Source organism: Campylobacter sp. B0100352/1 (assembly GCF_020135855.1).
In the GTDB taxonomy this organism is placed as follows: Bacteria; Campylobacterota; Campylobacteria; order Campylobacterales; family Campylobacteraceae; genus Campylobacter_D; species Campylobacter_D taeniopygiae.
Window position 1 is genome coordinate 23,756 of record NZ_JACHTP010000019.1, and the last position, 13,047, is coordinate 36,802.

At 30.3% G+C, this 13,047-nt stretch carries 12 protein-coding genes; 7 read left to right on the forward strand and 5 right to left on the reverse strand.

Going from position 1 to position 13,047, the window contains the following annotated elements:
* Nucleotides 1-22: 22 nt before the first annotated feature.
* Entirely contained in the window at nt 23-652 is a 630-nt protein-coding gene (locus tag H2279_RS06485) for a protein-L-isoaspartate(D-aspartate) O-methyltransferase (RefSeq protein WP_337195977.1), read from the forward strand.
* Nucleotide 653: 1 nt separating this feature from the next.
* On the opposite strand, the gene H2279_RS06490 is transcribed toward H2279_RS06485, so the two are convergent.
* The 5 genes from H2279_RS06490 to H2279_RS06510 all read right to left on the reverse strand — a co-directional run bounded on the left by H2279_RS06490 (nt 654) and on the right by H2279_RS06510 (nt 7,274).
* The gene (locus H2279_RS06490; RefSeq protein ID WP_337195978.1) at nt 654-1,742 is read right to left on the reverse strand and encodes a DNA adenine methylase; all 1,089 of its coding nucleotides are present in this window, start codon (nt 1,740-1,742) and stop codon (nt 654-656) included.
* 278 nt (nt 1,743-2,020) lie between these two features.
* On the reverse strand, nt 2,021-2,539 hold the full coding sequence (infC, locus tag H2279_RS06495; protein WP_137624153.1) for a translation initiation factor IF-3: 519 nt from the start codon (nt 2,537-2,539) through the stop codon (nt 2,021-2,023).
* The gene (gene thrS / locus H2279_RS06500) at nt 2,536-4,347 is read right to left on the reverse strand and encodes a threonine--tRNA ligase (protein ID WP_337195979.1); all 1,812 of its coding nucleotides are present in this window, start codon (nt 4,345-4,347) and stop codon (nt 2,536-2,538) included. Before thrS ends, infC begins: the two co-directional genes overlap by 4 nt.
* Before the next feature lie 126 nt (nt 4,348-4,473).
* Nucleotides 4,474-5,271 carry an undecaprenyl-diphosphate phosphatase gene (locus H2279_RS06505; protein WP_337195980.1) on the reverse strand — a complete coding sequence of 266 codons (798 nt, stop codon included), beginning with the start codon at nt 5,269-5,271 and terminating at the stop codon, nt 4,474-4,476.
* Nucleotides 5,272-5,285: 14 nt separating this feature from the next.
* Nucleotides 5,286-7,274, reverse strand: a complete 1,989-nt coding sequence (locus H2279_RS06510; protein WP_337195981.1) for an OPT family oligopeptide transporter — start codon at nt 7,272-7,274, stop codon at nt 5,286-5,288.
* 236 nt (nt 7,275-7,510) lie between these two features.
* Between H2279_RS06510 and H2279_RS06515 the strand changes: the two genes are divergently transcribed.
* The 6 genes from H2279_RS06515 to H2279_RS06540 form a co-directional block, all read left to right on the forward strand.
* Nucleotides 7,511-7,855, forward strand: coding sequence for a hypothetical protein (locus tag H2279_RS06515; RefSeq protein ID WP_137624157.1), 345 nt, complete (start codon nt 7,511-7,513; stop codon nt 7,853-7,855).
* Nucleotides 7,856-7,968: 113 nt separating this feature from the next.
* Nucleotides 7,969-9,108: a hypothetical protein gene (locus H2279_RS06520; RefSeq protein ID WP_337195982.1), complete on the forward strand. Its 1,140-nt coding sequence runs from the start codon at nt 7,969-7,971 to the stop codon at nt 9,106-9,108.
* Nucleotides 9,108-10,283 carry a replication-associated recombination protein A gene (locus H2279_RS06525; RefSeq protein ID WP_337195983.1) on the forward strand — a complete coding sequence of 392 codons (1,176 nt, stop codon included), beginning with the start codon at nt 9,108-9,110 and terminating at the stop codon, nt 10,281-10,283. Before H2279_RS06520 ends, H2279_RS06525 begins: the two co-directional genes overlap by 1 nt.
* A gap of 59 nt (nt 10,284-10,342) precedes the next feature.
* Nucleotides 10,343-11,071, forward strand: a complete 729-nt coding sequence (gene dapB / locus H2279_RS06530) for a 4-hydroxy-tetrahydrodipicolinate reductase (protein WP_337195984.1) — start codon at nt 10,343-10,345, stop codon at nt 11,069-11,071.
* Nucleotide 11,072: 1 nt separating this feature from the next.
* Complete coding sequence (gene purF, locus H2279_RS06535) at nt 11,073-12,413, forward strand: amidophosphoribosyltransferase (protein WP_337195985.1); 1,341 nt, start codon at nt 11,073-11,075, stop codon at nt 12,411-12,413.
* A gap of 56 nt (nt 12,414-12,469) precedes the next feature.
* Nucleotides 12,470-13,047 (forward strand): PDC sensor domain-containing protein (locus H2279_RS06540; protein WP_337195986.1); only part of this gene is annotated, 578 nt, incomplete at its 3' end.

The window sequence follows — 13,047 nt, forward strand, 5'->3', positions numbered from 1 at the left end:
TTTTCGTTATTTAGGAGAGAGAATGAATTTATTTGAGCAAAAAAGATGTAAAGCTATGGCTGAAGAAATTGCACAAAAAGTTTTTATCAATCATGAACTTTTTAATGCTTTTTGTCAAGTTCCCCGCGAAATTTTTTCTCCTTTAAAAGCACATGCTTATCGCTTGGATGCTTTACCTTTGGCCAATTCTCAATGGATTAGTTCACCCTTAACCGTTGCTAAAATGACTATGGCGCTTGATTTTAAAGATGCAGATAGTGTTTTAGAGGTTGGATGTGGTAGCGGTTATCAGGCTGCTATTTTAAGTCGTGTGATCCGAAGGGTTTTCACAATAGAACGCATAGAAAAGTTAGCAAAAAGCGCTTCAGAAACTTTTAGAACTTTAGGGTTTAGCAATATTAACGTTCGTTTTGATGATGGGCAGCTTGGATGGCCAAATTACGCTCCTTATGATAGAATTTTGTTTTCTGCTTATGCGACATCTATTCCAGAAATTTTGCTCGATCAGCTTGCAGATGGTGGGATATTGGTTGCTCCTATATTTCATAATGAAAAACAATATATTACTAAAATAACAAAAAATGGTCTGAAATTAAAAAAAGAAATTCTTGATGAATGCCTTTTTGTGCCTATACTTGATGGAAAAGAATAAATTATTTTATCAAAATATACAATTGCTCTTTTACATAAATAGCACGATTTTTTAAATTTCTACTTCCTCTAAAGGCATTATATTTTTGTTCAATAATATGGCATTTTCCTAGCTTTTCTAGACGCTTTGTGAAATTTTCTTTTTTTACAAAACCTTCGCAATTATAAGAAAGTAAAATAATTTTGGCCCTAAGTTTAGAAATAAGATCAAACAAAGCATCTTCAGCACTTTTAGCATTGTTATAAATACTTCGATTCCAATTCTTAGGAATTCCGCTGACTTGAGAAATTTCAACCGGTTTTTGGTAGTTTGCAATCAAATTAAGCATAAAATAATTTGATCCATAAGGATGTTGATTATAAGGTGGATCAAGATAAACCACGTCTAGAAAATCCATTTCTTTAGCTAAATCATTAGCATCTTTTTGTTCTACAGAAAAAGGACAGTTAAAATTTGAAAAGATTGGAAGTTTTAAATCAATTTTACCCTTTATCCGTTTTAAGGCATTTTCTCCTTCGCCACCAAATTTGCCTATTCCGTTTTTATCTTTATAAAATCCTTTAAAAACACCACTTGTATTAGAATGCACACTTGCTTCATACAAAAGCGGTGCGATAAAAAAATGCTTAAATTCATTTGGAATTTCTTGTTCAATTTTTTTTCTTAAAGTATCTAAATATATAGCGTTTTCTATAGTATAAAAAACTCGATCATTTTTTTGAATTTGTCTTTCATCTTTTGGGGCATATAATTCACTAATAAAACCTTTTTCAAATTCAATATTTGATAAAAGTTTTTCATAAAATAAGGATAGGTGGTTTTTTAATTCTTCGTTTTGGTTGCTAAGATAACATTTGTTGATGATTTTGGAATAATTTTCTAAATCATTAGCGAGTATAAAATTCGAATGAGCTTTAGCAAAACGGCTTACTATACCTGAACCACTAAAGATATCACAAAAGCTAAATTTATCTTTTTTGAGTTCTTTTTTGGCAAATTTAAAACCTTGTCCTAAAAAATCTAATAAAGCTCTTTTATTACCAAGATAAGTGATGATTTGTTCTTTTAAAAAGGCAGGATTTTCTTTCATAATACTCTTTTTAAAAAATATAATACCTTAAAGAAGTTTCAGCAATTTCTTTCATAATGGCAAACATTTCATCTACTTCCCATTTTTCTTCTCTAAAATACATACTCACTGGCGAAAAATAATTAATTTTAAAAGATTATATCAAATTTCTATTTCAATTTTAGCCGATTTAATATTGCTAGAAATTTATATAATTTTTTAATTTTCTTATTTAAATCAATATTAATTATTTCTTAGATTGATATTGATTTAAATTTTTGTATTAAATTAAAAACCCATTAAGATTTTTTAGGTGTTACGAGCATATTGACATAACGACCTTCAAAATTAGGTTCTTTATCGCGATTTGCTTCATTTTCTATCATAGTCCAAATTTTTTCAAGCAAGGCTATTCCTGCTTCAGGGGTAGCCATTTCTCGACCTTTTAAAAATACGCGAAATCTTACATGTTTGCCTTGAGATAAAAATTCAAGAGCGTGTTTAACTTTGTAATTGATATCATTTTGAGCGATTTTAATCGAAAGTTTAATTTCTTTTATATCGATAACTTTTTGTTTTTTCTTAGCTTCTTTTTGTTTCTTTTCTTGTTGATAACGGAATTTTCCATAATCCATAATTTTACATACAGGTGGTTTAGCATCTGGGGCTATCATAACCAAATCAAGCCCTAGTCTATTAGCTATTTCTAAACCTTCATCGCTGCTAATAATGCCATAAACTTTGCCATCATCACCTATACATCTTATTTCATCCGCTCTTATTTCATCATTGAGCAATACTTCTTTTTCTTTACTCAAAAATATACCTCACTTATTTTCTCCTTAATTAAAGTTATAAAATCATCCAAACTAAGATTTTTTTGTTCTTTAGCCCTTCTATCCCTTAAGGCAACGCTACGTTTTTCCAATTCTTCATCGCCTAAAACCAAAATCATTGGCAGTTTTTGTTTTTCTGCAATTCTGATTTTTTTATTTAAACTTTCATTTTTATCATATATTTCGCAATCAACTCCAAGTTTTAAAAGCATATCATTAATCTCTTGTGCGTAAGCGATATGATTATTTGAAATTGGTATGATGCCAACTGCTGTTGGAGCTATGGAAAATGGAAATTCTCCGGCGCAATGCTCTGTTAAAATTCCTATAAATCTTTCAAAAGAACCCAAAATAGCACGATGAAGCATGACAGGTTGTTTTTTTTCATTGTTGGTATCGGTGTATTCGAGTTTGAAACGATTTGGCAAATTAAAATCTACTTGTATGGTGCCACATTGCCATTTTCTTTTTAAAGCATCGGTGATTTTGATATCAATTTTTGGCCCATAAAAAGCTCCACCACCTTCATCAATACCATATTTGAAACCTTTTTCATCTAAGGCTTCTTTTAAAGCATTGGTTGCTGTTTCCCAAATTTCAAGATCTCCTATAGCTTTTTGAGGTCTAGTAGAAATTTCCATCTCATAAGAGAAATTAAAAAATTTCATCAATCCATCAACAAAATTTAAAATTTCTGACACTTGATCTTTGATTTGACTTGGCATACAAAAAATATGCGCATCATCTTGAGTGAATTCACGCACCCTTAAAAGTCCGTGCAAAACTCCACTTTTTTCATGTCTATGCACAACGCCGTATTCAAAAAATTTTAAAGGTAGATCACGATAACTTCTTACATCACTTTGATAAACTTTTATATGTCCAACGCAATTCATCGGCTTAATGCCGTATTCTTGCTCATCAATTTGTGTAAAATACATATTTTCTTTATAGTTGTCATAATGTCCGCTGATTTTCCATGCATCTGCTTTTAAAAGTTCAGGTCCTCTTACAGGTTCATATCCGCGAATTCGATGAGCTCTATAAAGCATTTGTTCTAGCTTACTTCTAAGTCTTGCACCATTACTTAACCAAATAGGTAAACCGCCGCCTATTTCATCATCAAAAGTGAAAAGTTTTAATTCTGTGCCTAATTTTCTATGATCTCTTTTTTTAGCTTCTTCAATGATTGTTAAGTATTCTTTTAAGCTTTCTTTATCGGCAAACGCAGTTCCATAGATACGTGTTAGCATTTCTCTTTTTTCATCGCCGCCTAAATAAGCTCCAGCAACTCGAGTGAGTTTGAAAAAACGTAAAAATTTTGTGTTTGGTACATGAGGACCTCGGCATAAATCTTCAAAATCACCTTGAGTATAAATACTCACTTGCCCATCAGGAATGCGAAGCAAGACTTCTTGTTTTAAATCATCATTTTGGAATTTTTGCAAAGCTTCTTGTTTGCTTATTTCATATTTGCCAATTTCAATTTTAGATTCGGCAAGTTCTTTCATCTTTTTTTCTATTTTTACTAAATCTTCTTCATTGATTTTAGAGTCAACGCGAAAATCATAATAAAAGCCATCTTCTATCACAGGGCCAACAAAAAATTTAGCCTCAGGATATAAAATTTTAATCGCTTGTGCCATTAAATGTGCGCAAGAATGGCGTATTACTTCTAAACTTTCTTTAGAATTATCAAAATAAATTTCTTTCAAGTTATTTTTAGATTGAACGCTTTGTAAATCGACTATTTTTTCAGTATCTAAAAACGCAATAATTTCTTTTTCCATATTAATTTTCACCTTTAAGCTCGCTAACTCTGCGAGTTTTAATTTAAATTTATAATTTTATCTTTGTCTGCCTTAATTTTTTTTAAAAATTAGTTTTATTAAATGATTTTAAAATAATATCTGAATTTAAAATTGATCTCCTGGATTTAAAATTCCACTATAATATAGATAGAAAAACAAAATTCCTAAAATAATTCTATAAATTCCAAAAGGGATAAAATCAAATTTTGTTATAAATTTTAAGAAAAACTTTATAACAAAAACAGCAACTATAAAAGCCGTGATAAATCCTATTGATAAAGGGATTAAAGAATTGGCATCGCCAAGCAAATTTGGTTCTTTATAAATTTTATACAAAGTCGCTATAATCATCGTTGGAACAGCTAATAAAAAGCTAAATTCTGCCGCACTTTTGCGATTTAAACCTAGCAATAATCCACCAATGATACTCGATCCGCTTCTTGAGGTTCCAGGGATAATCGCTAAAGCTTGGATAATCCCTATACAAAATGCTTTTTTATAAGTTATTTCATCCAGTGAGTTAATCTTATAGATTTTATTTTTATGATATCTTTCGATAATGATAAATATGATCCCACCAATGATTAGCATGCTAACCACAATATAACCATTAAATAATTCTTTCAAATATTTTTCAGCAAAAAGTCCAATAAGACCGGTAGGAAAAAAACCAGCCGCTAATTTAAACCAAATATCAAATCCTTGGAACAAGCGTTTCCAAAAAACAAAAACAACGGCTAAAATGGATCCTAGTTGTATAATGATTAAAAAACTTCTCCAAAAATCATCCATTTTAAGCCCCAAAATCGTTCCACCTAAAATCATATGACCCGTTGAGGAGACAGGCAAAAATTCGGTTAATCCTTCAATAATCCCTAATATTAAAGCGTAAAAATTTTCCATAAATAACCTAAAATCTATTTTTTGACAATTCTTTTAATAAAATACAATATCGCAGCTATAAAAAATATAAAGGCAAATAATGTACTATTATGAAAATTTTTGAAATTTAAAGCCAAAATATTTTCATCTCCACCTATGCTAACTGAAAAAACTGTAATAGCCGCAATAATCACACCAAAGATACTTTCTCCAACAATTAATCCCGAAGCAAATAAAATTCCATTTTGCTCACATGAAGCTATTTTTTCTTCTTTTTTGGAATTGTTTTCATATTTTCTTTTTAGATAATTCATCACGCAATATTTTAAAATTCCCCCGATAATCAATGGTATATTAACATCAGGTGGCAAGTATATACCAATCCCTACAGCTAAAGGCGGTAAAGACATTTTACCCATCTTTTTTAAAATTTTATCGATGATAACAATGATCACACCTACACCCACGCCAAAAAGAATGTAATTCCATTCTATATTGTGATTAAATATTCCTTTAGCAATTGTACTCATTAAATTAGCTTGTGGTGCATTTAAAGCTAAAGAAGCATCCATATTAGCTCTTGGCATTGCGCCAACAAAGCCATAAGCTTGATAAAGCAAATTTAAAACAGGAACGATGGCTAAAGCACCAAAAACACAACCTACAAGTAAAGAAACTTGTTGTTTCCAAGGAGTTGCACCCACTAAATATCCTGTTTTTAAATCTTGCAAATTATCATTAGAAATTGCTGCAGTTGCTAAAATAACACTTGTAGTAAAAATAGCTAAAGCAATAGCAAAATTTGAAAGGATTGGATCTTTAAAAAGCTCTGTTCCTAAAAGTAAAAAGATAATCGAAGATGCAATAATCCCGATTAATCCTATACCTGAAATAGGGCTTGAAGATGATCCCACAAGACCAGCCATGTATCCACAAGCTGCTGCTACAAAAAAGCCTATCAATACTGCGATTAAAGTCCCAGCTACCGCAAAAAGTAAGTGGTAAAATACATTTAAATGCGCATCGCTAACAAAATTATAAAATGTGATAAAAAGTCCTACAACCATCAATAAAAAAAGTATAAAAATATTTTTTATTGATAAATCCGTATTTCTTGAATCACTATTATTTGCATGTGGATTTTTAACATTGCGAATAATTTCTTTAATTCCATCAAATACAGGTTTTAAAAGTTCTATCAAAGTCCAAAGTGCAGCTATAGCAATGGCTCCAGTGCCTATAAGTCTAACTTTACTACTCCAAACTTCTGAAGCAAGTTCCGCTGCATTTTTAACCCCATCAAATTCAAAGCTTGAAAGATAAGGGGTAAAAACACCCCAAGCTAAAAACATCCCAACTAAAAGTGCTATAGCTCCTGCTAATCCAACAAGATAACCCGCACCTAAAAGCGCTAAAGAATAGCCCATGGAAAATCCAAAGGCCATTTTATTCCATATAAAAGCAAAGCTACTTTCACTTGCGATCAATTTAAAACCACTACTAAAAAGACTATAAGTGGCCGCAATAACTCCACCTAAAGCAATTTCTTTAACACCTTTTTTACCCTTTTTTATTTCTTGATCTCTATTGGCCATTTTTAAAATTTCAGCTGCTGCCCTACCTTCTGGATAAGTAAGTTTGCTTTCTACGACCATAGCTCTTCTTAAAGGTATGGTAAAAAGAACTCCTAAACCTCCACCACATAAACAAATCATAAAAGTTTGCCAAAGAGGAAATTCACTCCAATACCCACATATAAAAAGTCCAGGTATAACAAAAATAACTGAAGAAAGAGTACCAGCTGCGGATGCTTGAGTTTGAACCATGTTATTTTCTAAAATATTTGAATTTTTAAACAAGCTTAAAACAGCCATGGAAATAACAACAGCAGGGATTGAGGATGAAAAAGTAAGTCCTACCTTAAGCCCTAAATATACATTTGAGGCTGTAAAGATAATGGTTAAAATACTTCCTAATAAAAGCCCTCTAAAGGTTAATTCAGGTAAAGAATGCTTTTTGTGCATAGTTTCTCCAATTTATTATATATAATAATTAAAAATGTTTTTTAGCATCGCGATAATAAAATTAAATAATTAAATTTCTATTTGTTAAAGTTTGCGCAGATAAAAAACTATATTATAATTTTAGCATATTTTATATTTTAATAAAATTATTCTGTGTTTTTGGTTAAAACTTCACATTCACTTCACTTTATTTTTTTATCATTTCAAGAAATCAAACAAAAAAGGAGAAAATATTTATGAAAAAAATGTTCTTTTTAGCAGCTTGTTTGTCAAGTACTATTCTTTTAGCCGACAGTGTTAAGCTCGAAGGCACTATTGCTCAAGTTTATGATAACAATAAAACTTTGCTCATCGATTCTGTTTATGGCGGACAAATAGCGATTAAAGTTTTACCAAATACAGAAATTGAAATGGATGATTGCGGAATTTTTGGTACCGACAAAGAGGGAACCTTTAAGGATTTAAAACAAGGTGATTTTTTAGAAAGTAAAATTTTCTATGGTATGCCAATTTCTCCAAATGCTCCAGCTATTCCTGTGGCTAGAAAAATAGAAATTCAATGCTATAAAAAAGCCTATTAAAAATTATTTTGTTTGCTTTGTCAAACAAAATAAAACTCTTTTTTAACATTTTTAAACTTTTTTTAACAAGGAATTTGTAAAATAGCTATTGAAATTTATCAAGGAAAGATATTTTGAAAAAATGGCTAATAATTCCTATTATAATAGGGTTTGTATTTATTATTCATATTTTTTACATGGGCTATATAAATGAAAATATTTTAAATAATCTTACAAATAATAAAAATTCTCATTATGAAATTACGGATTTAAATTTCAAAAAAGGCTTTTTGCACTCTAAAGCAGATTTTATTATAAAAGACAAATTCAATTTAAATTTTGAAACTAAAATCAATATAATTTTTAACAACAACTATTTTTCAAAATATATTGCACAAGGAAATTTAAGCAATCCTTTTTATTTTTTAGATCAATATTTAAAAGATAAAGAATTGGCTAATTTTATAATAACAAGCGAACAAAAAGGTTTCAATCTAAGACTTAAATTTCAAGATATTAATTTAAGCAATGAAGGCGGGGATACTTTGTTAAAAAATGCTTCCGTTTCCATTTCAACAAATAAAAATATGCAAGCTAAAGACATTTGTTTTAAGGTGGATGAAGCACAATTTGCACAATTTTACTCAAAACTTTCTATGCAAAATTTCAACTATAAGCAACATTTTAATCATCCTGTGCCTTTGAGTGATTTATTGCAACCTAAAGAGGGTGTTGAAGAATTACAATTTCACTCTTTTGCGTTTAATAACAATAAAATAGTTTCATTTTATAGCAAAAATACATTTCATTTTCAAGGTAAGGATAAATTAAAAGTTCATTTTCAAGGTAAAGCAGATGATATTGTTCTTGATATGAATTCAAAACTTTATCAAAATTTGAATTTTGATAAAATTGATTTTGATATTATTTGGGATGAAATAGTTAGAAATTCTTATGATAAATTTGATATCAATTTTATTGCCAAAGAAGGATTAAAATTTGATATTATTGATTTAACTCTTTATAAAGACAATCAAAATATAGATATTGATGGTAATGTTTTTATATCGGACAAAAATGATAAAGCTAATATTCAAATTTCTAGCACAGAAGAACCGGATAAATTATTTTCTTGGGGACAATTTTTTGGAGGATTAAATCAGTATTTTATTAAAAATAACGATTTATTTATTATGAATTTATCCTATGATAATCTTTCAAATCCTCAACTTAAGATTAATGATAATAAATTTTCTCACATAGATTTAAACTGATGAGTTTAGCGTTAGAATTTCGTCCTAAAAAATTAGATGAAATTATAGGTCAAAAAGACCTTGTTGAAATATTTAAAAAATTTATCACTATGCAAAAACTGCCTCATAGTTTATTTTATGGTGTGGCAGGATGCGGAAAAACAACTTTTGCAAGGGCGATAGCAAAAGATTTTGGATTGGATTTTTATGAATTTGATGGGGGAAATTTTAAGCTTGAAGAGCTTAGAAACATACTTGATCGATATAAAAATAGCCTTTATAAGCCTTTAATTTTTATCGATGAAATTCATCGTCTTAATAAAACTCAGCAAGAAATGTTACTCATTCCTATGGAAAATTATCGTTGTATTATCATAGGTGCAAGTACTGAAAACCCTTATTTTGTGCTTTGTTCTGGCATTAGAAGTCGTTCTATGCTTTTTGAGTTTAAAACATTAAAGGCTAAAGATTTAGAGATTTTATTAAAAAAAGTTCAAGAAAAACTCGGTTTTGATATCGATGATGAGGCTAAGGATTTTTTAGTTAAAAGTGCCGATGCAAGATCTATGTTAAATTTACTTGAATTTGCATTGGTTTTAGATCCTAAAAATATCAATTTAAATAATTTAAAAAAACTTAGAAATGGTGTCAATAGTGAAGGGGTTAGCCAAAAAGACACGCATTATATTTTAGCTAGTGCTATGATTAAAAGCTTACGCGGGAGCGATGTGGATGCGGCGCTTTATTACCTTGCAAGATTGATTGATGCAGGAGAGAGTGCTGATTTTTTAGCTAGGCGTTTAATTATTTTTGCAAGTGAAGATATAGGAAATGCAGATCCAAATGCACTTAATCTTGCTACTTCTGCACTTATAGCAGTAAAAAATATAGGTTATCCAGAAGCACGCATTATTTTGAGTCAGTGTGTGGTTTATTTAGCAAGTGCTTTAAAATCAAATTCAAGTTATAAGGCTATCAATAAAGCTTTAGACTTTGTTAAAAATAACGAGGCTTTAGATATTCCAAACTACCTTAATAACAACCATCCTGAAAGGAAAAATTATCTTTATCCTCATGATTTTGGAGGTTGGATTGAGCAAAAATATTTAAGTAAAAATTTAAAATTTTATGAAAGTAAAGGGATTGGAGAGGAAAAAAGATTGTTGGAAAATTTAGTTAAATTGAAAAAACAGTGATTATGTGGAAATTTATGGAACAAATGATAAAATAAACATTTATTTAAAAGGTAATTAGTATGATCAATATAGGAATTTACGGCGCCAAAGGTCGTATGGGAAAACAAATTCAAGAATGCTTAGTGGATGAAAATAATGCAAAAGCAGCGATGCTTTATGATAAGGGCGATGATATTGATGAACTTTTTAAGAAAAGTGAAGTGATTATCGACTTTTCTTCACCAAAAGGTACTTGCGAACTTTTAAATTTTGCAAAAATGAATTCTAAACCTTTAGTGATAGGAACAACGGGACTTGATGCAAAAACAATGGATTTAATGCATGATTTAAGTAAAGCAATGCCAATATTTTACGCGACTAATATGTCTTTAGGTGTTGCGGTTTTAAATCATCTTGTGAGTAAAGCAAGTGCTATGCTTGAAAATTTTGATATTGAAATTGTTGAAATGCATCATCGCCATAAAAAAGATGCGCCAAGTGGAACAGCTATGACTTTAGCGCAAAATGCAGCAAAGGCTAGAAATTTAGATCTTGAAAAAGTCAGAGTTAGTGCAAGAGATGGCATCATAGGCGAAAGAAATAAAAATGAAATAGCGGTTATGAGTTTAAGGGGTGGTGATATAGTGGGTCGTCATACTGTGGGATTTTATGAAAATGGAGAATTTTTAGAATTAAGTCACGTTGCAACCTCAAGAGCAACCTTTGCTAGGGGTGCTATTAAGATCGCAATTTGGCTTCAAAAGCAAAATCCAAAATTATATTCAATCAATGATTTTTTAGGAATTTAATATGTGTGCAGTTGTTGGAGTTATCAATTCAAAAAATGCGAGCACTTATGCATATTATGCATTATTTGCTATGCAGCATCGTGGGCAAGAAGCAAGTGGAATCAGTGTTAGTAATGGTAAAAATATCAAAACGATTAAAGCTAAAGGAGAGGTGAGTCAAATTTTCAATCCTCAAAATTTACAAACCTTACAAGGAGAAATCGCTATAGGGCACAATCGCTACTCTACAGCGGGTAATTCTAGCTTAGACGATGCGCAACCTATTGCGGCAAATTGTGCCTTAGGAGATATCGCCTTAGCACACAATGGAAATTTAGTCAATAAAGAAGAAATTAGAAATCAATTAATCCAAGATGGAGCGATTTTTCAAACCCATATGGATACTGAAAATGTTGTTCATTTAATCGCTAGGAGCAAAAAAGAAAACTTAAAAGACAAATTTATTGAAAGTTTAAAAAGTTGCTTAGGAGCTTATTGTTTTGTTCTAGCAAGCAAAGATAAACTTTATGTAGCAAGAGATCCTTATGGAGTTCGTCCTTTATCTTTAGGAAGATTAAAAGATGGAGGTTATATAGTTGCGAGTGAAACCTGTGCTTTTGATTTAATAGAAGCTGAATTTATACGCGATGTTAAACCTGGAGAGTTAATCATTTTTACCCAAGGCAATGATCAATTTGAAAGTATAATTTTAGAAACAAAAAGTCCTAGAATTTGTGCTTTTGAATATGTTTATTTTGCAAGACCTGATAGTATTATAGAAGGCAAGAGTGTTTATGAAATTCGTAAAAAAATGGGTGAAACTTTAGCCAAAAAATTTCCTCACAAAGCCGATTTTGTTGTACCTGTTCCAGATAGCGGAGTGAGTGCTGCTATAGGTTTTGCTCAATATTTAAAAATCCCTCTTGAAATGGCCATAGTAAGAAATCATTATGTAGGAAGAACTTTTATAGAGCCTACTCAAGAGCTAAGAAATTTAAAAGTCAAATTAAAACTCAATCCTATGCGTAAAGTTTTAGAGGGTAAAGAAATTGTAGTGATTGATGATAGTATAGTTCGTGGAACTACTTCTAAAAAAATAGTTTCTTTGCTTCGTGCTGCAGGAGCTAGCAAAATTCACTTAGCTGTTGCTTGCCCAGAAATTAAATTTCCAGATATTTATGGTATAGATACCCCAACCTTTGAAGAATTAATTAGCGCTAATAAAAATATTGAAGAAGTAAGAAAACATGTTGAAGCTGATTCTTTAACTTTTTTAAGCATTGAAGAGCTTGTTGAAAGTATAGGAAATGAGAGGCAATATTCTTTAATAAGTTTTGATGGAGATTATTTTATTAAAAAATAGTTTCTATATTTATTGTATAATACTAAAAAAAGATCGATAATTAAATAGGAGTATTTATGGAAAAAACAAAATCTTTTGGCGTATCGTTAAAATTAACTTTTTATGTAGGTGTTTTGATAGTTATTATATTAGCTATCACAAGTACTATTAGCTATTTTGAATCTAAAAATAACACTTTTGAATTACTTAAAAGCACTCAGCTAAAAACCGTAGAAGATGTTGCAATGACATTTGATAATTATGGAAAAAGCAGACGAGTTGCAATGGAGGTTTTGGCTAAAGAAGTTGAAAAAAGATTAGATAAAGGAGACGATGAGCAACTTTTCGCTTTGTTAGAATCTTTCAAAGAAGCTTTTGGTTTTAAACTTGTTTTTTTAGGTTTTGAAAATTCTGGAAGAGTTCTTTTGTCAGATAGAAAAATATTGGATTCTAAATCTTTCAATTTACAAAATGCTGGATGGTATCAGTCAGCACATGGCGCAACCAAAACTGTTGTTTATGGGCCATATAAATCTGCAACAGATGGAGTTTCTGCATTAACTTATACAATGCCTATTTATAAAAATGGAAAATTTGTAGGGGCCGTCGGCGGTGATTATAGTTTAGAGCAATTTTCCAAAGATGTTTTAGCCTT